This is a genomic window from Hoeflea sp. AS60 (assembly GCF_038900115.1).
In the GTDB taxonomy this organism is placed as follows: domain Bacteria; phylum Pseudomonadota; class Alphaproteobacteria; order Rhizobiales; family Rhizobiaceae; genus Hoeflea.
Window position 1 is genome coordinate 1501259 of sequence record NZ_JBBMQP010000001.1, and the last position, 19674, is coordinate 1520932.

At 60.6% G+C, this 19674-nt stretch carries 16 protein-coding genes; 9 read left to right on the forward strand and 7 right to left on the reverse strand.

Annotation, left to right across the window (positions count from 1 at the left end; translation table 11 throughout):
* Positions 1-7: 7 nt before the first annotated feature.
* Both WNZ14_RS06915 and WNZ14_RS06920 read right to left on the reverse strand, forming a co-directional pair.
* Complete coding sequence (locus WNZ14_RS06915) at positions 8-2539, reverse strand: ligase-associated DNA damage response DEXH box helicase (RefSeq protein WP_342867841.1); 2532 nt, start codon at positions 2537-2539, stop codon at positions 8-10.
* Between the two features lie 100 nt (positions 2540-2639).
* Complete coding sequence (locus tag WNZ14_RS06920) at positions 2640-3641, reverse strand: methyltransferase (protein WP_342867842.1); 1002 nt, start codon at positions 3639-3641, stop codon at positions 2640-2642.
* A gap of 103 nt (positions 3642-3744) precedes the next feature.
* Between WNZ14_RS06920 and WNZ14_RS06925 the strand changes: the two genes are divergently transcribed.
* From WNZ14_RS06925 to WNZ14_RS06935, 3 genes are all read left to right on the forward strand, one after another.
* On the forward strand, positions 3745-4755 hold the full coding sequence (locus WNZ14_RS06925) for a ligase-associated DNA damage response exonuclease (RefSeq protein ID WP_342867843.1): 1011 nt from the start codon (positions 3745-3747) through the stop codon (positions 4753-4755).
* A 3-nt stretch (positions 4756-4758) separates the two neighbouring features.
* Positions 4759-6372, forward strand: a complete 1614-nt coding sequence (locus tag WNZ14_RS06930) for a cisplatin damage response ATP-dependent DNA ligase (protein ID WP_342867844.1) — start codon at positions 4759-4761, stop codon at positions 6370-6372.
* Positions 6373-6435: 63 nt separating this feature from the next.
* Entirely contained in the window at positions 6436-6702 is a 267-nt protein-coding gene (locus WNZ14_RS06935) for a DUF6460 domain-containing protein (RefSeq protein ID WP_342867845.1), read from the forward strand.
* A gap of 9 nt (positions 6703-6711) precedes the next feature.
* Here the strand turns inward: WNZ14_RS06935 and WNZ14_RS06940 are convergent, their stop codons facing one another.
* Entirely contained in the window at positions 6712-7617 is a 906-nt protein-coding gene (locus tag WNZ14_RS06940) for a histone deacetylase (RefSeq protein ID WP_342868533.1), read from the reverse strand.
* A gap of 130 nt (positions 7618-7747) precedes the next feature.
* On the opposite strand from WNZ14_RS06940, the gene WNZ14_RS06945 reads away from it, so the two are divergent.
* Positions 7748-9109 (forward strand): MATE family efflux transporter, encoded by a 1362-nt coding sequence (locus WNZ14_RS06945; RefSeq protein WP_342867846.1) that lies wholly within the window; start codon positions 7748-7750, stop codon positions 9107-9109.
* A 2-nt stretch (positions 9110-9111) separates the two neighbouring features.
* On the opposite strand, the gene WNZ14_RS06950 is transcribed toward WNZ14_RS06945, so the two are convergent.
* Positions 9112-10191, reverse strand: coding sequence for a quinone-dependent dihydroorotate dehydrogenase (locus tag WNZ14_RS06950; RefSeq protein WP_342867847.1), 1080 nt, complete (start codon positions 10189-10191; stop codon positions 9112-9114).
* Positions 10191-10538 (reverse strand): DUF952 domain-containing protein, encoded by a 348-nt coding sequence (locus WNZ14_RS06955; protein WP_342867848.1) that lies wholly within the window; start codon positions 10536-10538, stop codon positions 10191-10193. Before WNZ14_RS06955 ends, WNZ14_RS06950 begins: the two co-directional genes overlap by 1 nt.
* 124 nt (positions 10539-10662) lie before the next feature.
* Here WNZ14_RS06955 and WNZ14_RS06960 point away from each other — a divergent pair, with 124 nt between their 5' ends.
* Both WNZ14_RS06960 and WNZ14_RS06965 read left to right on the forward strand, forming a co-directional pair.
* Positions 10663-11106, forward strand: coding sequence for a hypothetical protein (locus tag WNZ14_RS06960; protein WP_342867849.1), 444 nt, complete (start codon positions 10663-10665; stop codon positions 11104-11106).
* 147 nt (positions 11107-11253) lie between these two features.
* Complete coding sequence (locus tag WNZ14_RS06965) at positions 11254-11910, forward strand: response regulator transcription factor (protein WP_342867850.1); 657 nt, start codon at positions 11254-11256, stop codon at positions 11908-11910.
* Positions 11911-11920: 10 nt separating this feature from the next.
* Here the strand turns inward: WNZ14_RS06965 and WNZ14_RS06970 are convergent, their stop codons facing one another.
* The gene (locus WNZ14_RS06970; protein ID WP_342867851.1) at positions 11921-15421 is read right to left on the reverse strand and encodes a hybrid sensor histidine kinase/response regulator; all 3501 of its coding nucleotides are present in this window, start codon (positions 15419-15421) and stop codon (positions 11921-11923) included.
* A gap of 231 nt (positions 15422-15652) precedes the next feature.
* Between WNZ14_RS06970 and mscL the strand changes: the two genes are divergently transcribed.
* From mscL to galE, 3 genes are all read left to right on the forward strand, one after another.
* Positions 15653-16066, forward strand: a complete 414-nt coding sequence (gene mscL, locus WNZ14_RS06975; RefSeq protein WP_342867852.1) for a large conductance mechanosensitive channel protein MscL — start codon at positions 15653-15655, stop codon at positions 16064-16066.
* A gap of 190 nt (positions 16067-16256) precedes the next feature.
* Positions 16257-17423 (forward strand): pyridoxal phosphate-dependent aminotransferase, encoded by a 1167-nt coding sequence (locus tag WNZ14_RS06980; RefSeq protein WP_342867853.1) that lies wholly within the window; start codon positions 16257-16259, stop codon positions 17421-17423.
* A gap of 96 nt (positions 17424-17519) precedes the next feature.
* A complete protein-coding gene (gene galE, locus WNZ14_RS06985) occupies positions 17520-18644 on the forward strand; it encodes a UDP-glucose 4-epimerase GalE (protein WP_342867854.1) in 1125 nt (374 codons plus the stop codon).
* A 19-nt stretch (positions 18645-18663) separates the two neighbouring features.
* On the opposite strand, the gene WNZ14_RS06990 is transcribed toward galE, so the two are convergent.
* Positions 18664-19494 (reverse strand): crotonase/enoyl-CoA hydratase family protein, encoded by an 831-nt coding sequence (locus tag WNZ14_RS06990; RefSeq protein ID WP_342867855.1) that lies wholly within the window; start codon positions 19492-19494, stop codon positions 18664-18666.
* Between the last annotated feature and the right edge of the window lie 180 nt (positions 19495-19674).

The following is a 19674-nucleotide window of genomic DNA, read 5'->3' on the forward strand; positions in this document are numbered from 1 at the left end:
GTTCCGTTCAAGTCTGGTTCTGCGCCTCGGCAAGCAGGTCGTCCGCTGCCTCGGCCAAAATACTCTCATGCGCCTCGCCGGCAACAGATTCGCGTCCGATTTCCAGCATGATCGGAACCGCCAGCGGCGATATGCGCTCAAGCGCCCGGTGCCGTATATGGCCCTTGATTCGCTTGAGCATAGCGCCGAGCCGCTGAATATCCAAAAGCCCCTGAGCCGCATCAGCCCGCGTCGCGCGCATCAGAATGTGGTCCGGCTCATGGCTTCGAAGCACGTCATAAATCAGGTCTGCAGATACCGTGACCTGGCGGCCGGACTTCTCCTTGCCGGGGTGTCGTCGCTCGATCAGGCCCGAGATTACGGCGCAGGCCCGGAAGGTACGCTTGAGCATCCAGGATTCGTTCAGCCAGGCATCGAGATCGTCGCCGAGCATGTCCTCGTCAAACAATTCGCCAAGGTCAAGGCGCCCGTCTGAAATCATCGCGCCCATGTCCTCAAGCCCCCAAACCGCCAGGGAGTAATCGGTGGCCACGAAGCCGAGCGGCTGCGCCCGCAGGCGTTCTAGCCTCCGGGTCAGGAGCATACCCAGAGTCTGGTGCGCGACGCGGCCTTCGAAAGGATAGAACACCATGAAAAAGCGCTCAGCCCGCGGAAACGTCTCGATCAGCAGGCTGTCCCGGGCCGGCAACTGCGAGACCTGCTGCTGCATCTTGAGCCAGTCCGTCACCTGATCGGGCAGCGCTCCCCATTTCGCGGGATCGGCAATCATCGCGCGGACGCCCTCGGCCAGATAGGTCGACAGCGGAAACTTGCCGCCGGCATAGGCCGGAACTTTCGGGTCCTGATCCCAGGCCTTGGAGACCAGGCACTCGTTCTCGCGGATGCCCTCGAACCGCAGGATCTTGCCTGAAAAGAGAAACGTGTCTCCAGGCGCCAGCGTTTCGAGAAAATACTCCTCGACCTTGCCCAGCGGTGGCCCGCCGCGCCCGGACAGTGTTCCGTTCTTGCGGCTGGTCATCCGCACATTGAGCATCGGCGCCTCGATGATGGTGCCGATATTGAGCCGGTATTGCTGCGCCACCTGCGGGTTCGAGATCCGCCACAGACCATCGGCGCGCTTGCGGATACGGGCATAGCGCTCATAGCTTTTCAGTGCATAGCCGCCGGTTGCGACGAACTCGATCACCTTGTCGAAAGTCTCGCGGTCGAGGCTCGCATAGGGCGAGGCGCTGGTCACCTCTGCGTAAAGATCATCCGCATCGAAGGGTGCGGCCGCCGCCATCCCCAGCACGTGCTGGGCCAGCACATCGAGCCCGCCATCGCCGCCCGAAGGCGTATCCTGCGCGCCGACATAATTGGCGTCGATCGCCGCCTGGCACTCGAGAACTTCAAACCGGTTGGCTGGCGTCAGGATCGCCCGGCTTGGCTCGTCCATGCGGTGATTGGAGCGGCCGATGCGCTGCGCCAGCCGACTTGCACCCTTGGGCGCGCCGACATGGACGACCAGATCGACATCGCCCCAGTCGATCCCCAGATCGAGCGTCGAGGTGGCGACCACGGCTCGGAGTTCATTGCGCCCCATCGCCGCTTCGACACGGCGGCGCTGCGCCGCATCCAGCGATCCGTGATGCAGCGCTATCGGCAGATTGTCGTCGTTGACCCGCCACAGCTCCTGAAAAAGCAGTTCCGCCTGGCTGCGGGTGTTGACAAAGATCAGCGTGGTGCGGTGGTCCTTGATGGTCTGGTAGACGTCGGGGATGGCATAGCGCGCCGAATGCCCGGACCAGGGAATCCGCTCGGCGCTCTCAAGAATGGTGATCACCGGGCTGGCCCCGCCGGCAACCGTGATCCTCCCGGCCAGTTCATCGCTGTCAGGGCGCTGCGGCACCAGCCAGCGCTGCAGTTCTTCCGGATCAGCCACCGTGGCCGAAAGCCCGATGGTGCGCAGGCCGGGCGCAAGCTGGCGCAGTCTGGCCAGCGCCAGCGACAGCAGATGGCCGCGTTTGGAGGCAATCAGCGAATGCAGTTCGTCGAAGATCACATAGCGCAGGCCGGCAAACAGCCGCTCGGCATGGCCGTTGGCGATCAGCAGCGACACCTGCTCCGGCGTGGTCAGCAGGATGTCGGGCGGATCGGTGCGCTGTCGGGCCCGTTTGGATTGCGGCGTATCACCGGTCCGGGTTTCGATCCGCACCGGCAGACCCATTTCCTCGACCGGGCGGGCCAGATTGCGTTCGATGTCGACAGCCAGTGCTTTCAAGGGCGAGATATAAAGCGTGTGCAGCGATCTGAAACCGGCGGCGCCGGGTTTGGGTTTGCCGCGCGTTGCAAGCTCGGTCAGGCTCGGCAGAAAACCGGCCAGCGTCTTGCCTGCGCCGGTTGGCGCAATCAGCAGCATTGAACGACCCGATGCAGTCTCTGCCAGAAGTTTCAGCTGATGCGCGCGCGGATGCCAGCCGCGGCTGGCGAACCAGCCGAGGAAGGGCTCGGGCAGAACAAAGCCCGGACTATCAGGATGAGATAAGGATTCGGCTTTCACAGAGGGCAATCTAGTGCAGCCCAGGCTCCGCTCCAAGCGGATCCGCACAGATGAATTCAGGTGGTCGTCTGCGCACGGGCAGAGATCCCCGGGACAATTCTCAAGAGAAGTCGGTGGACTCTGTCCTCTTGGCGGCCGCTGGCGGCAAGATAACCGGACGAAGAGAGGCTTCCGGTTGTTTGCGGGCGATCACCAGGAACCCCATGATGGGCTTTCCGCCATCAGAGCGTATTGCTTCACGCGCCAACCGCTCGATGAGGAGGCCATGCTTTTCAAGAACCGACCGGATATAGGGAGCGCCATGACAATAGCGCAACGAGGTCTGCAACAACCAGCAGGTCTCGTCGTCCCCTGCCTCACAAGAGAAGGCAAGCAGCCCACCGGGTGTGGCGAGTGCCGATGCAACACCGATGACGCCGTCCAGATCGCCGAAATAGGCAAACACATCGGACGCCGCGACCAGTTCAGCCGCTTCGGCACCAGTGAGGCGCGCAGCCGGGATGCCATGCAGAATATCGGCCTGGCCCAGGCGGTCATAGACGCTTTTCTCCCCGGCTTTCGCCAGCATTCCCTGCGAAAGGTCATACCCTTCAAGCCAGGAGGTTTTGCGCCGGATCCGTTCGCCAAACAGGCCGGTGCCGCAACCGAGATCAATGACCTTGGCAAACTGCGCGTCCAGACCGGCAACCTCGCCCAGCAGCGCAGTCAGACGTTCCGGCACGCAATAGCCAAGATCTTCCACCAAGGCCGTATCAAACCGGTCTGAATAACCGTCGAACAAGGCTTCGACATATTCGGATGGCGGCGTTGATGGCATTTCGGCTTGTCCGGTCAGGGACAATTTCAGGCTCGCGCCGAAGATATCGACCGGTGAGAGCGCCAGCACCTTGCGCCAGGCGTCAGCAGCGCCCGCCAGATCTCCTGCCTTTTCGCGATAGCCGCCGAGCCCGTGCCAGCCTGCGGCCCACTGCGGCGCCAATTCGAGCGCCTGCATCTGCAAATCCACGGCAGCGCCCAAATCGCCACCCTCGGCGTATTGCCGAGCGTAATTGGCGCGGCGATCGGCAGTCAGATCGCCAGAGGAAAGCTGATGAGATGTCATAGGTTGACCAAGAAGGAACAGAGGCCGAGCCTATGCTGCCGCTGAGAGTAAAACGCAAGCCCTTTCGCAGGGAGCGAAGTCGCCCTACCTATGCAAGATGGCTATGAAACCTGAAGACCTGCTGATCCCCCGCCGCGAAGGGCTTTACTGTCCACCGGGAGACTTCTTTATCGATCCGGTGCGCGGCGTAGACCGAGCACTGATCACCCATGGTCATGCAGATCATGCCCGCGCCGGCCATGGTCATGTGCTGGCGACGGCAGAGACGCTCGACATCATGGCGATCCGCTACGGTGCCGACCATGCCGGCGCCACCCAGGCAGCCGCTCTCGGCGAGGTAATCCGCGTCAGGGATGTGACCGTTACATTCCATCCAGCCGGCCATGTGCTCGGATCGGCCCAGATTGCCGTCGAGAAGGACGGTATGCGCATCGTCGCCTCCGGTGACTACAAGCCAAGACCGGACCCGACCTGCGCCACGTTCGAGCCGGTCGCCTGCGATGTTTTCATCACCGAAGCAACCTTTGCCCTGCCGGTGTTCCGCCATCCCGATGCAGGTGACGAGATCAACCGGCTGCTGCGCTCGGTCAAACGCAATACGGACCGGGCGCACCTGGTCGGCGTCTATTCGCTCGGCAAGGCGCAGCGGGTGATCCGGCTGATCCGCGATGCGGGATACGAAAAGCCATTGTTCATTCACGGTGCCCTTCAGAAGCTTTGCGATTATTACGAAAGCCGAGGGATCGCTCTTGGTGATCTGCGCCCGGCCACGGTTGATGCCGGCGCCAAGGGCGATTTCGCCGGCGCCATCGTGCTCGGGCCGCCCTCCGCCTTTGGCGACAAATGGGCCCGCCGGTTTCCCGATCCGCTTGTCAGCTTCGCTTCCGGCTGGATGCAGGTGAGGGCCCGTGCCCGCCAGCGCGGCGTTGAGCTGCCGCTGGTCATCTCCGATCATGCCGATTGGGACGAACTGGCGCAGACCATTGAGGCCGTCGCCCCGGGCGAGGTCTGGGTCACCCATGGTCGTGAAGAAGCCCTGGTGCGCTGGTGCGCAATGCAGGGCATTCCCGCCAAGCCGTTGCATCTTGTCGGTTACGAAGACGAGGGGGACTGAGCCGTGAACCGCTTCGCCGACCTCCTCGACATGCTGGCCTTTACGCCCTCACGCAATGCCAAGCTCTCGCTGCTGCAGGACTATTTCCGCACGGTGCCGGATCCCGAGCGCGGTTATGCGCTCGCAGCCATCGCCCGCGATCTGGATATCCCGGCAGTCAAACCGGCGCAATTGCGAGAACTGATGTCCACCCGCATGGATCCCGAACTGTTCGGCTATTCCTATGATTATGTTGGCGATCTCGCAGAGACCATCGCGCTGGCCTGGCCTGCCAACGGCGAAGCTCTCGCCGGGCGGAACGATGCTCCGGGACTGGCAGAAGTGGTCGAGACCTTGCAGGCGTCCTCGCGCCGGGAGGGGCCGGCACTGGTCGAGGCGTGGCTTGATCGTCTTGATCCGCCGGGCCGCTATGCGCTGCTCAAACTTGTAACGGGCGGGTTTCGGATGGGCCTGTCGAGCCGCTTGATCAAGCAGGCGCTGGCAGCCTTCGGCAATGTCGAAGTCAATGAGATCGAGGAACTCTGGCATGGACTGACCCCGCCCTATGCCGACTTGTTTGCCTGGCTGGAAGGTTCTGGCCTAAAGCCGGTCAATGCGGCGGCAGCGCCGTTCCGACCGGTGATGTTGTCCCATGCCATCGACACAAAGGACTTCGAGAAACTCGACCCCGAAGAATTCGCCGCCGAATGGAAATGGGACGGCATCCGGGTGCAGGCAACATCCGAGCGCGGGATCAGCCGGCTCTACAGCCGCACCGGCGACGACATCTCCGCGGCCTTTCCAGATCTGGTCGATGCGATCGCCTTTGATGGCGCGCTTGATGGCGAGTTGCTGGTCGCCCGGCCGAATGGCGACGGAATTGAAACCGGCAGTTTTTCCGATCTGCAGCAGCGTCTCAACCGAAAGACCGTGACCGCCAAACAGCTTCGCGACCACCCGGCGTTCTTCCGCGCCTATGACCTCCTTCAGGATGGGGCGGACGATCTTCGCACCATGCCCTTCATCGAGCGCCGGGGCCGGCTAGAAGCCTTTGTCTCGAAACTCGAACCAACGCGCTTTGATTGCTCTGAAATGCTGGCATTCGAAAGCTGGGACCAACTTGCCGCTCTTCGCGCCGAACCGCCTCTGCTTGTAATCGAAGGGGTCATGATCAAGCGCAAGGCCGCGCCCTATATTCCGGGCCGGCCGAAAGGTGAATGGTTCAAGTGGAAACGCGATCCGTTCCTGATCGACGCAGTGCTGATGTACGCCCAGCGTGGCCATGGCAAGCGCTCGGGTTTTTACTCCGACTACACCTTCGGCGTCTGGCGCGAGCCGGGCGAACTGGTGCCGGTGGGAAAGGCCTATTTTGGCTTCACCGACGAGGAACTTCTGCAGATCGACAAATATGTCCGCGACAACACCATCGAGCGCTTTGGACCAGTCCGATCCGTGCGTGCAGGGATGGAAAAGGGATTGGTGTTCGAGGTCGCATTCGAAGGCATCAACCGATCCAGTCGGCACAAATCCGGCGTTGCGATGCGCTTTCCCCGCATCAGCCGGTTGCGCTGGGACAAGCCGCCAGGCGAGGCCGACAACCTTGAAACCCTTGAGCGGATGATCGACGGCGTCGAATGATGCACTTGCCCGCTGCGTACGCTATGACTATGTGAAAGCTGACGCAACACGGGAACCGCCTGCATGAGCAATGGTCTGACACGCTTTCTGGGCGATACGCCCGGCCGCACCGCACTCAAGCTGCTGGTCGCGTCTTTCGTGGTCGGCGTGATCATGGCCGCGTTCAACTGGTACCCGGTCGACGTGTATTACTGGTTCCGCGATTTCGTGGTCAATCTCTGGGAAACCGGCTTTGCCGCATTGGGTCGCTTCGGCGGTTACCTGGTGCTGGGCGCATGTGTGGTCATCCCGCTGTTCATCATCATGCGGCTTTTCAGCATCCGCAGATAAAATCAGCGCTCAGACGAATTGCGCAGCGGCCTCGAATGTCAGCATGTGTCGCCTGGCGACTGCGTCGATGTCGCGGCTGTAGCCGCCGCCTAGAACCGATGCGACCGGAATGCCGCGCTGCCTGAAGAACGAGAACACCCGCGTGTCGCGGTCCTTCAGGCCCTGATCTGTGAGTGACAGGCGCCCCAGCCTGTCGTTCTCATGCGGATCGACACCCGCATTGTAGAAAACCAGGTCCGGCGCGAAATCCTCAATGCTGCGCGGCAGAAGCCAATCCAGCGTTTCAAGATAGGCCTCGTCGCGCACCCCGTCGGGCAGCGCCACATCGATTGACGAGGTCTGCTTGCGCGTCGGATAGTTCTTTTCGCCATGCACCGAAACTGTTCGGATGGCCTTTACCCCACCGCAGATTTCGGCAGTGCCATCACCCTGATGCACATCGAGATCGATCACCAGAACCCTGTCAACTTCGCCGTCGGCAAGCAGCAGGTGCGATGCCACCGCCACATCGTTGAAGGTGCAGAACCCGGCGCCTTGCGCACGCCGTGCATGGTGGCTGCCGCCGGCTGTGTTGCAGGCGATGCCTTCGGAAAGCGCCAGTCGCGCCGCCATTACTGTTCCGGAGGTGGCGAGCCGCGCCCTCATGCTCACCCGCTCGCTGACCGGAAACCCGATCTCGCGCTCGATGGCGGCAGGAACGTTGCAGGCAAGCACCTGATCCACATAGACCCGGTCATGGGCGAGTGTCAGCCATTCGGCAGAGGCCGGTGCAGGCATATGAAAGATCGCACGCGATCCGAGGTCGGCGTCCCGTATAAGTTCCATAAGCCGCGTGTACTTGCCCATCGGAAACCGGTGATCCGGGGAAAAGTTGGCGTCATAGTCTGGTGCGTGAACAATCGGCAGCATTGGCATTCGTTCCATATGGGGCGCTCCGCTGTACGCGTCCATCAAAAGCTTTGATCGGGGTATCGGCGATCGCCCCTTTACAGCGGCAGCGAACTCGAACAGGAAAGAGACTTCACTTCCCGCCGGACCTCCCCGCTTGACCGATCTCCTGCTCAAAACCGACCCATTGCCGCCCGAAGGCCGTCCCTTCGACGTCAGCAACCGCCTGGTGCTTGCCATCGCCGTGCCGATGACGCTGGCCTTTCTGACCACGCCGCTGCTGGGCCTGGTCGACACCGCTGTCGTTGGCCGGTTGGGCAACGCGGCGCTATTGGGCGGACTGGCGATTGCGGCGATCCTGTTTGATCTGGTGTTCGCCACCTTCAATTTCCTGCGCTCCTCGACCACCGGTCTGGTCGCCCAGGCCATGGGCCGGGATGATCCGACCGAAGAACAGGCAATTTTCTGGCGCTCGCTGATGATTTCGGTCGTTGCCGGTGTCGCCATCATAGCCGCGACGCCATTGCTGCTGGCCGGAGGATTGGCTTTCATGGGAGCTGAAGGCGAGGTAGCCGCTGCAGCTTCGACCTATCTGGTGATCCGGGCGATGTCAGCCCCTGCTGCCTTGGCCAATTACGCCATCCTCGGCTACGTGCTCGGCCGCGGCATGGGCGGAACCGGACTTCTGTTGCAAACCGTCATCAATGGCACCAATATCGTCCTGTCGATCTGGTTCGGGCTTGGACTAGATTATGGCCTTCAGGGGGTAGCGCTCGCCACGGTGATTGCAGAAATCACCGGCTGCGCGATCGGCTTTTTGATCATCCGCAACAGGTTTGATCGTGCCCATAGGCCGTCATGGAAGCAGATCATCTACCGCCCGTCCTTGATGCGGTTGTTGGCGCTCAACGGCGACATCATGATCCGCTCCTTTGCGCTCATAGCCGCCTTCGCCTGGTTTACGCGGCTCGGCACCGGATTTGGCGAGAACACCCTGGCCGCCAACGCCATCCTGATGAACTTCTTCATGGTCGCGGGCTACTATCTTGATGGCTTTGCCACGGCTGCCGAGCAACTTGCAGGGCGCGCGATTGGCGCCCGCTACCGGCCGGCCTTTGACAAGGCGGTCCGCTTGACGGTCATCTGGGGCTTTGCGCTCGCAGGCTTCACCACCTGCTTCTTCCTGATCTTCGGAAATTCAGTCATCGGCGTGATGACGACGCTCGAATCGGTGCGCATAGAAGCCGGGTCGTATCTGTTCTGGGCGGCATTGACCGCGGTGTCCGGCGTCCTCGCCTTCGAGATGGACGGTGTCTATATCGGCGCCACCTGGTCGCGCGACATGCGCAACATGATGCTGTTGTCGCTCGCCCTGTTCATTGGCCTGTCCGTTGCACTCACCGAAATCTGGGGCAATCTCGGGCTCTGGATCTCTCTGAACATATTCCTGGGCGCGCGCGGCTTCACCTTGCTCGCACTTCTGCCACGCCGTCGAGACGCAGCCTTCGGTCGGACTTGAGCCTACTCGGGAATGGTGAGTGCCGCGTAATGTTCGGTTCTGCTGTCGCGCAGATCGGAAATCTTCGTGAGGCCTTCACGATCGCAGATGCGCGACAGGTCCCGCAATATCCGACCCGGAAGCAGCGGTCCGCCATAGATGAACCCGGTGTAGAGCTGAATGATGTCAGCGCCCGCCCGTATTTTCTCCGCAGCCGTTTCGCCACTGTCGATCCCGCCAACGCCGATCAGCGGCATGTCAGGCCCCAGCTTCTGCCGCATCTTGGCGAGCACGATTGTCGATCGGGCATAGACAGGCCGTCCTGATAATCCACCCGATTCGGCGCTCTTCACGTCATCGGCGAGGCCGGTGCGCGACAGCGTCGTGTTCGAGATGATCAAACCGTCGAGCTTGTGCGCCAGGCATTCGGCCGCGATATCATCAAGGTCCGGCTCGGTAAGGTCGGGCGCGATCTTGAGAAACAGCGCGATCCGTTTGGCCTTTGCATCGCGTTCGGCAACAACCCGGCCCAACAGCTCCGAGAGGGCTTGACGGGTTTGCATGTTGCGCAGGCCAGGCGTGTTCGGCGAGGAAACATTGACGGCGAAATAATCGGCCACATCGGTAAAAACCGAAATCCCGGTGACATAATCACCGACGCGGTCTTCGCTGTCCTTGTTGGCGCCGATGTTGATGCCGAGAATGCCCTCCTTGCGGCGGACCGCAATCCGGGCATGTGCCTCGGCATGGCCCTTGTTATTGAACCCCAGCCGGTTGATCACGGCATGGTCCTTGACCAGGCGGAAGATCCGCGGCCGCGGATTGCCGGTCTGCGGCTTGGGCGTCACCGTCCCAACCTCGACAAACCCGAACCCGAGCCGCGTCAGTTCGGAAGGAACCTCGGCGTTCTTGTCGAACCCGGCCGCCATGCCCAGTGGATTGGGAAACGCCAGTCCCGCGACATTGACCGCAAGGCGCGGATCGCGGTCAGCCCGGCAACCGGGCACCAGCCCGCTCTTGAGTGCCTTGAGTGAAAGGCCGTGCGCTGTTTCCGGATCGATGGTGAAAAGCGCGCTTCGGCCAAGTCCGTCAAACAGGCTCATCACGACTCCATGTCCGGAAACACGTGCGCACCGTCGGGGCCGAGCGGCAGCGGTTTGACCCATTTGACCGCCGACAGGGGCATTTCTGCATAGAGATGCGGAAACAGCGCGCCGCCGCGCGACGGTTCGAAGATCAGCTTTTCGCCAAGCGCGCTCGCATCAACAGCCACCAGCAACAGGTCTTCCTGCCCGACAAAGTGCCGTTGCGCTGTCTCGATGGCCTGCTCGCGGGTCGAGAAGTGAATGAACCCGTCTGCCAGATCTATGGGCGCGCCGGTAAATTTGCCCTCGGCTTCAGCCGTGCGCCAGAGCGCGTCCGGTGTGATCTTGTAGATTGTCGCATGCATGCCTGATCGTCTCGCTTTTCTGAGGCCGGGTCCGTCCAGGCCGTTACGCGACAGCTTTCAGGGACCCATTCTCGATTTTGTCTTGATTGCGTGTCATCACATACAGAAACAGGAGTGTGCCGTCATGACCCGTTTTACAATTCTCTCCGTTTCCGTGTTGGCGTTGATCGCACCAGCGCAAGCCTTTTCCCAGGAAACGGTTGCAAGCCGCTATACCATGGAGAAGACAGACAACGGTTTTGTCCGTCTCGATACTGAGACTGGCGAGATGTCCATTTGCACGCAGAAAGCCGATCAGCTTGTGTGCAGGCTTGCCGCTGATGAACGCCGCGCATTCGAGGAAACCCTTTCCGATCTCTCCGCACGTGTGGAGACACTTGAGAGCCGTCTTGATGCCTTGGCCCCGGCAGGCGACGGAGCCGATATGCCCGACGAAGCGGAACTCGACCGCGCCATCGGGGCCATGGAAAAGATGATGCGCCGTTTCTTCGGCATGGTCGATGACTTGCGCAAGGATTTCGACGAGAACCCCAGAGTCCCGCCCGAGCCGATACCGGACCGGACCTGATGCGTGTTTAGGCCAGAAGCTGGCTTGCGTTTTGGGGGGCAACCTGTGCATGCACTTGCGCGAAGCCTTGGCGCGCCGCTAAGGTGATGTCCGCAAACCGGGTTGTGACCCGGTTTGTCGCGGCAGCGCGATCAGGGGGGAGAGTGCATGGCGCAATTGACATTCATTATTGCGGACGACCATCCATTGTTTCGGGGAGCCATGCGGCAAGCCCTGGAGGGGATAGGCGCCACTATTGATATTCTGGAAGCAGGCGATCTCGAAAGCGCCCGCAAGATTGCTGGCGATCATCCCGAAGCGGATCTTATTCTTCTGGATCTGACCATGCCGGGTGTCTCCGGGCTGTCTGGCCTGATTGCCTTTAGAGCAGAATTTTCCAGCCTGCCGGTCGTTGTCGTGTCTGCCACCGACGATGTTTCCACCATGCGCCGGGCACTGGAGCTGGGCGCGTCCGGATTTATCTCGAAGTCCGCCAGCATCGATGAAATCCGCCAGGGTGTGCGCATTGTGCTCGATGGTGGCATCTGGACGCCGCCCGACGTCGATCTGGGATCAGAGCACGATCAGGAAATTGCCGGCCTGATTGCCCGCATTCAGACCTTGACGCCGCAGCAGGGACGCGTGCTCGGAATGCTCGCAGAAGGCTTGCTGAACAAGCAGATTGCCTATGAGCTCAGTGTTTCAGAAGCCACGATCAAGGCACACGTTTCCGCGGTCCTGCAGAAGCTCGGTGTCGACAGCCGCACACAGGCCGTCATCCAGCTCTCCAAGATTGGCGCGGAGGTTTTGAGCCAGAGCGACTGAGCAGATCATTCTATTCTGCTGCGGTTCGCCTGGTGAATGTTACCTGATTGAGAAAGGCCCGGAGTGCCGCGGGCTTGATCGGCTTGTTCTGAACGGCAATCCGTTCTGCCTCGGCCATGGTACGCACCTCCGGTGTTCGGTCAGCGGTGACCAGCAGGGCAGGGATGTCCATCTTCCACAGTTTTCGCAGCGCGATGATGGTCTCTATGCCGGTGCCATCATCAAGATGGAAATCCGCGAAGATCACATCTGGAGCATCTTCCGTCTCTCCGAGCTTCAGGCTCTCGCTCAGTGAGTCGGAAGCCAGAACCGTGCATCCCCATCCGCTCAGCAGTAGCGTCATGCCCTCCAGGATCTTGGGTTCATTGTCGATGCAAAGAACCCGAAGCCCCTTGAGGTTGGTGTTTGCCGCATCTGCAGCCGTGCGCCGCGGCTGGGATTGAATACGCGAGATATTGGTCTCGATCGGCAACTCCACCCGGAATTCGGTGCCTTTGCCGGATTGCGAGGCGATGTCGACTGAATGCTTGAGAACCCGGGCGATGCGATCGACAATCGAGAGCCCAAGTCCCAGCCCCGATGCCGTCCGCGCGCCTTCCTCAAGCCGGGCGAATTCACGGAAAACGGTGCGGAACTTGGTTGAGGGAATGCCGATGCCGGTATCGATGACCTGGATCAGAACCTTGTCACCGCGCCTGCGGACGCCAACCAGAACCCGGCCTTCGCGGGTGTATTTGATGGCGTTCGAGACCAGGTTCTGGATCAGCCGCCGCAACAGATTGGGATCCGAGCGCACATGGACGCTGGTCGGCATCACCGTGAACTTTAGGTTCTTCTCGCGCGCCACGGGGGCAAAGTCAGTGACCACCCGTTGCAACAGATCATTGAGCGGGAAGCTTGCCAGCTGAGGCTTCATCGCCCCGGTGTCGAGCCGCGAGATATCCAGCACTGCCCCAAGAATGGCTTCCACCGATTCAAGCGAGGAGTCGATGTTCTGCACCAGCTTCTGGTCTGGCGAATTGCCAAGCCGCTCCACAAGCGTTGAGGAATAGAGCCGGGCGGCATTCAGCGGTTGCAGGATGTCATGGCCGGCTGCAGCGAGGAACCGCGTCTTGCCGATATTGGCCTCTTCGGCGGTCAGCTGCGCTTTCTCGAGTTCGCGGTTCACGCGCGTGAGTTCGGCAGTTCGTTTCGTCACCCGCTGCTCGAGCGTCTCATTGGCCTGTTTGAGTGCCATGTCGGCCGCCACCCGCTCGGTGATATCGGCATAGGTGGTGACGATCCCGCTGTCGGGCATCGGGTTCGAGCGGATCTCGATGATCCGTTTTTCAGGCCCGATGGTCAGCGAGAAGGCCTTGTCCATGATCAGGAAGCGATCCAGCGCCTCCTGCTCCTCGCCCGCCTTGAGGTCGCCGCGATCGACAAGGATGGAAATGATGTTCTCCAGCGGAAATCCAACCTGGCCGACCTGTTCCGGCAATTCCAATAGCGAGCGGAAGCGTTTGTTCCACACCGTCAGTCGGTTGGAATTATCAAACACGGTGATACCCTGGTTCATCTGCCCGAGTGCTGTCTGCAGCAGATCGCGATTGTATTGCAGTGCTTCGGACGCTTCATCGAGCAGCCGCGCCGTATCGCCCGGAATGTCGTCTGCCCGTTCGAACAAAAGCGACAGAACCAACCGGGCCGAAGCCGAGCCGATGGCGCTGCCGAGCAATTGCTCTGCAAACCGCAACAGACCCATATCGGCGGGGTCCTGTTCATTGATCCAGCGGCCGATTGCTAACTCGTGCGAATGAAAAGACCGCTCCGTCCGTTCCTGACCGAGATAGCGGCCGATGGTCTGTTTCAGGTCGCCGACCGTGACCTTGGTTTTCCAGCTGCGCCCCGACGTTGTCAGCCGCTGGCTTTCCGGAATGAACATCGCCGATTGGATCCGTTCGATGGACTTGGGTCGCCGCGACAGGGAACCGACCACATAGAACAGGCAATTGACGAGCAGGCTCAGAACCACCGCATTGAACAGCGGGTCGGAGCCCGGTCCGGAAAATCCGCTTGTGCCCGGGATGATGAAATCCAGTATGGCCGCAGCCACCTGGCTGTTGTCCGGCCCGCCCAGGCTCGGCACCATCAAAATATAGGCCCAGATGGCTATTCCGCTGGAAAGCCCGGCGATGGCGCCACGGGCATTGGCCTGCCGCCAGAACAAGCCGCCGAAGAATGCCGGCGCAAGCTGGGCGATCGCTGCAAACGACAAAAGTCCGATGGATGCCAGACCCGCATTGATGTCCGCGGCACGATAATAGGCAAACCCGAGCAGCAGGATCCCGATGATCGCCGTTCTCCGGATGGTCAGGATCAGGCCGGAAAAATCGCCGCTCTGGCCGCGGCGGTTGCGCCGTCTGAGCACCACAGGAACAATGATATCGTTTGAGACCATGATGGCCACAGCCACCGACGCCACGATGACCATCGCGGTCGCCGCCGAAAAGCCCCCGATAAAGGTGATCAGGGTGATGACCGGCATGTCGTTTGCCATGGGCAGAGCAAGCACGAAAAGGTCGCTGCCACCGCCGGACCCGAATTGCAGCACACCGGCGATGGCGACAGGCAGAACAAAAATATTGATCGCGACGAGGTAAAGCGGCAGCAGCCAGCCCGCGAGCTTCAGCTCGCCAGCCGTCCGGTTTTCCACCACCGCCACGTGGAACTGGCGCGGCAGCAGGATGATGGCGAAAGCAGACAGCACGATCAGCAATGCCCATCGCAACGGAGGCGTCTTGTAAGCCATCGCCGTCATCACGTCGGTATGGGTGGTGGCTGCTTGCAGCAGATCCCAGGGGCCATCGTACATCACGTAGAGGACGGACAGACCGATCAGCGAGAACGCCAGAAGTTTGACCAGCGATTCCATAGCGATGGCGAGGATCAGACCGTCCTGGTGTTCGGTCGCATCGGTATGGCGCGTGCCAAAAATCGCGGCAAAGGCCGCCAATACAAGAGTGACGAAAAACGAGATGTCAGACAGGAAAAAGGTCTCTGTCACCCGGTTCAATTGCTCGACATCCACCATCACCGCGACCGATGAGGAGACCGCCTTGAGCTGCAAGGCGATGTAGGGGATGGTGCCGATCACGGCAATCAGCGCGACAAGCGCTGCCACCAGAGGGCTTTTGCCGTAGCGAGCTGCCATGAAGTCGGCGATCGATGTCAGCTTTTCGGCCTTCGCCAGCGTAACGATACGTTTCAGGATAGGCATCCCGAGGGTAAACATCAGGATTGGACCGATATAGATCGCGGTGAATTCCAGTCCGCGCGAGGCTGCCAGACCAACGCCGCCAAAATAGGTCCAGGAGGTGCAATAGATCGCCAGACTGAGCGAATAGATGATCGGGCGCCCTGCCGTTCGCCGCCGTCGCTGACGCGCAGATCGGTCGCCATAGGTGGCGATGGCGAACAGCATCAGCAGATAGAAAAGAGCTGATCCGAAAACCAGCCAGCCGGGCATCATGGTCTCACTCCTCGCCACGCCTCCACAACGCAGCATAAGGCCAAAACAACACCAAACAAGGCAGCCTTTGGTTGGGCAGGCTTTGCCACCGATTCAGTTGTGTCCAACAGTATTTTTCAGATTAAAATGGTGCGGCGATCGTGTTAGATGTCGCTAAAATCGGGCAGGCGAGGCGCGCGCCAAAGCGGTTTTTCAAAGAGGGACATCGCGCGTCATACGGAGCAACTGAACATGTTGAATGAGTTCAAGGCATTTATTGCCAGGGGCAATGTTATGGATCTCGCTGTCGGCGTCATTATTGGCGGCGCGTTCGGCAAGATCGTTTCATCCTTGGTGGATGACATGATCATGCCGATTGTCGGCGCCATTTTTGGCGGGATCGATTTTTCGAATTTCTTTATCCCGCTCGCGGGCGGAGTGACGGCGCAAACGCTTGATGCTGCCAAGGAGCAGGGCGCCGTTCTCGCCTACGGCAATTTTCTGACCGTGGCGATCAATTTCGTGATCCTGGCATGGATCATTTTCCTGATGGTCAAGGCGGTGAATTCGCTGCGCAAGGAAGAAGAAGTTGCCCCAACCAAACCTGTGGCACCCCCTGCAGACATTGCGCTGCTCAGCGAGATCCGGGATCTCCTGAAGAAGTAAGATCCTGCCCCGCGCTGGTTGCTGCTGCACCAGCCGTTTGGAGGCGAAGCTTGAAATCAAGCCCTGGCATCCGAGCCGGGGCTTTTCAGTTTCAGGAGCCCGCTTGCATCAGAAAAATCGATGGATCGATCATGTCAGGACAGATGCGTGCAATCGCGGGAACAGGTAAGAGAAGCAAACGGAGTTTGCCATGAACCAGTTCGAAAGCCTTAGCCGCCGCGCCATGAACGCCCCTGAAAGCGGTATTGTTGCCGTCGTCAACCACGGACGTCTCAAGCCGGGCCTGATCCCGCTCTGGGCCGGCGAGGGCGACGAGAAAACGCCTGATTTCATCGCCCGGCCTGCCACCGAGGCGCTGCTTGCAGGTGAAACATTCTACACCTGGCAGCGCGGCATACCGCAGCTCAGGCAGGCTCTGGCTGATTATCATGCACGCCTGTTCGGAAAACAACTGCCGCTCGACGCCTTCTGCGTCACGGGTTCTGGCATGCAGGCCATCAAGATTGCTATTGAAGCGGTGGTTGATCCCGGCGATGAAGTCATTCAGATCACCCCTGCCTGGCCGAATTTTGCCGCAGCATTGGGTATGTCAGGCGGCGTTTCTGTGGCCGCGACACTGGATTACGCCAATGGTCGCTGGAGCATTGATCCGGACCGTATCTCGAGCGTCATCACGCCCAAAACCCGCGCGCTCTTCATCAACACGCCGTCCAATCCAACGGGCTGGACCGCGACCCGGGATGATCTGGTGGCAATCCTCGATCTGGCGCGCAAGCATGGTCTGTGGATCATCGCAGACGAGATCTACACCCGTTTCTACTACGCTGGCGGCCGCGCGCCGTCGTTCATGGACATCATGGACGATGATGACCGGATCATCTTCGTCAACACGTTTTCAAAGAACTGGTCGATGACCGGCTGGCGCGTCGGCTGGATCGTGGCGCCGCCCTCGATCATCCAGGTGCTTGAAAACAGCGTCCAGTACCAGACCTCAGGCGTGGCCCAGTTCATGCAGAAGGGCGCACTCGCGGCTCTCGAACATGGGGAAGACTTTGTCGAGGCCCAGATCGCCAAGGCAACCGCTGCAAGGGATCTGTTTTGCGATGCCCTGACGGGGACCAACCGTGTTGTCACGCAGAAACCCGACGGAGCGTTCTACGCGTTTTTCAGGATCGACGGCGTCACTGACACCAGGGCAACAGCAATCGATATCGTCGATCGCGCAGGCGTCGGCCTGGCGCCGGGGACCGCCTTTGCGGAGGGTGGCGCCACGTTCCTGCGCGCCTGTTTCCTGCGTCGTCTTGATCATGTCGAGGAAGCGGCAGGCCGGCTGGCGGAGTACATCTCTTCTCTCTGACGCAGACCGCTGCCCCGGAGAGGCACACATGCGATTCACGGTTTCTTGAAACTTGAGGTCCATCCTGCGCTGGTAAATTACCATCGAGGGTTTGGCATGACGGTTCTGGTGACCGGCGGAGCAGGATATATCGGCAGCCACATGGTCTGGGCGCTGCTCGACGCTGGCGAGCAGGTCGTCGTCGTCGACCGCCTGTCGACGGGCTTCGATTGGGCCGTTGCGCCTGAGGCAAAACTGATCCGAGCCGATGTTTCCGATACTGCCGCCATAGTCGACATCATCCGGTCCCATGACATCGAGGCGATAGTTCATTTCGCAGGCTCGATCTCTGTGCCTGAATCGATGGCCGATCCGCTCGCCTATTACCAGAACAACACCGCCAACTCGCTGGCCCTGATCCGCACCGCGGTTGCAACCGGGGTGAAGAAGTTCGTTTTCTCGTCCACGGCTGCGGTCTATGGCAGCCCGGAGGGCGATCACGCGATCGCGGAGACCACGCCGACAGTGCCGCAGTCGCCCTATGGTGTGTCCAAGCTGATGACCGAGACGATGCTGGCCGATGCCGCAGCAGCCCATGATTTCCGTTATGCCGCGCTGCGCTATTTCAATGTGTCTGGAGCCGATCCGCTGGGCCGGACCGGACAATCCACTCGCGGCGCTGCGAACCTGATCAAGGTGGCGACGGAAGCCGCCATGGGCAAACGCGACGGTATTGAGGTTTTCGGCACCGACTATCCCACCCGCGACGGCACCTGCGTGCGCGATTTCATTCATGTAAGCGATCTTGTCGCAGCCCACATCGACGCGCTGTCCTACCTGCGCGCAGGTGGCGACAGTCTGGTCGCCAATTGTGGCTACGGCCGCGGTTACACGGTTCGCGAAGTGCTTGATTCGGTCAGACGCCTCAGCGGGCGCGATTTTGAAATCCGCCTTGGCGCGCGTCGGGAAGGAGACATCGTCACCTCGGTTGCCGATTCAACCCGCGCCCGGACCGTTCTGGGCTGGAAGCCGCGCCATGACGATATCGACAAGATCGTCGGCAGCGCGCTCGCCTGGGAGGCTGCGTTGCAGAAAAGCAATCACGTCACCGCCGACCCTGACGCGAAGCCTGCCGCCCGCATCGTCCTCGACTGGACCCCGCCCCATGATGACATGGAGGAGGTTGTCGGCAACGCGCTGGCTTTCGCCCCCGTCCTGGCGCGCCGCAAGCATCGCCGCTAGAACTGGTTCTGCCGGAAGCTTATCCGGATACCGGTTTGAGATTGTCAAACACGGGAGAGCGCTTTTCGCCCTTGGCGATATAGGCTTCCTTGATGTCGTCCGGACGCAGCATCGCCGCATTCCAGACCGAAATGTAGTCAAGCGCATCGGCGGTCGAATGATCGCGGGAATAGTTGGCCATCGCCTTGCAGCCCGAAACGGCGAGCGGTGAATGTGCGGCAATCTTGCGCGCGATCGCCATGACGCCTTCAAGCAAATCTTCATGGCTGTCAAACACCTCGTTGACCAGGCCGATCTGCAGCGCTTTTGCCGCCGGAAGCCGCTCCGCCGTGTAGGCCATCTGCCGCGCCCACCCTTCCGGGATCAGCTTCACCAGGCGCGGGAACGTTCCGACATCGGCGGTCATGCCGATCGCGGTTTCCTGCACGGCAAAAAATGCGTCCGCCGATGCATAGCGGCAATCGCACGCGGTCGCGAGGTCAACACCGGCACCGATTGCCCCGCCCTGAATCGCGGCCAGCACTGGCTGGCGGGCGCGTTCGAGCGCGGAGAATGTCTCCTGCAGAGCCTTGATCTTGTAGCGGAAGGCCTCCGCAGAAACATGCGCATTGGCGGCATCGCCATCGAGACTGCCGCTCATGAAGACCGAGATATCCATGCCGGCGGTAAAATGCTTGCCCTCCGATGAAATCACGATGACCCGCGCCTCGGCATGACCCGAAATCTTGTCGACCGCTTCGGGCAGTTCCTTCCAGAAATCCGGCGTCATCGAATTGGCCTTGTCCGGCCGGTTGAAACGGATATGGGCGATATGGTCGGCAATCTCGACGGTGAAGCAGGCATAGGTCATTTCGGTCTCTCCCTTTTTCCCTTTGTAGCTTCCGACCAAGGATTGAGAAACCGGCAGATCGAGCGATTTGCAACGAATGAACCGCAGGGTCTGCGCTTGCGTCAATTTGGCCGCGGAAGACTTATTGAGCGGCCACGCCTTCAAACTTTCAGGAAACAGGCCTATAGCGGTTTTGAGGCC

Bases quoted from the DNA above. Each gene is read 5' to 3' on its own strand.
- galE (WP_342867854.1), top strand. From the start codon at position 17,520: ATGACGGTTCTGGTGACCGGCGGAGCAGGATATATCGGCAGCCACATG.
- WNZ14_RS06970 (WP_342867851.1), bottom strand. From the start codon at position 15,421: ATGATGCCCGGCTGGCTGGTTTTCGGATCAGCTCTTTTCTATCTGCTG.
- mscL (WP_342867852.1), top strand. From the start codon at position 15,653: ATGTTGAATGAGTTCAAGGCATTTATTGCCAGGGGCAATGTTATGGAT.
- WNZ14_RS06920 (WP_342867842.1), bottom strand. From the start codon at position 3,641: ATGACATCTCATCAGCTTTCCTCTGGCGATCTGACTGCCGATCGCCGC.
- WNZ14_RS06935 (WP_342867845.1), top strand. From the start codon at position 6,436: ATGAGCAATGGTCTGACACGCTTTCTGGGCGATACGCCCGGCCGCACC.
- WNZ14_RS06940 (WP_342868533.1), bottom strand. From the start codon at position 7,617: ATGCCAATGCTGCCGATTGTTCACGCACCAGACTATGACGCCAACTTT.
- WNZ14_RS06955 (WP_342867848.1), bottom strand. From the start codon at position 10,538: ATGCATGCGACAATCTACAAGATCACACCGGACGCGCTCTGGCGCACG.
- WNZ14_RS06965 (WP_342867850.1), top strand. From the start codon at position 11,254: ATGGCGCAATTGACATTCATTATTGCGGACGACCATCCATTGTTTCGG.
- WNZ14_RS06960 (WP_342867849.1), top strand. From the start codon at position 10,663: ATGACCCGTTTTACAATTCTCTCCGTTTCCGTGTTGGCGTTGATCGCA.
- WNZ14_RS06980 (WP_342867853.1), top strand. From the start codon at position 16,257: ATGAACCAGTTCGAAAGCCTTAGCCGCCGCGCCATGAACGCCCCTGAA.
- WNZ14_RS06950 (WP_342867847.1), bottom strand. From the start codon at position 10,191: ATGAGCCTGTTTGACGGACTTGGCCGAAGCGCGCTTTTCACCATCGAT.
- WNZ14_RS06990 (WP_342867855.1), bottom strand. From the start codon at position 19,494: ATGACCTATGCCTGCTTCACCGTCGAGATTGCCGACCATATCGCCCAT.
- WNZ14_RS06925 (WP_342867843.1), top strand. From the start codon at position 3,745: ATGAAACCTGAAGACCTGCTGATCCCCCGCCGCGAAGGGCTTTACTGT.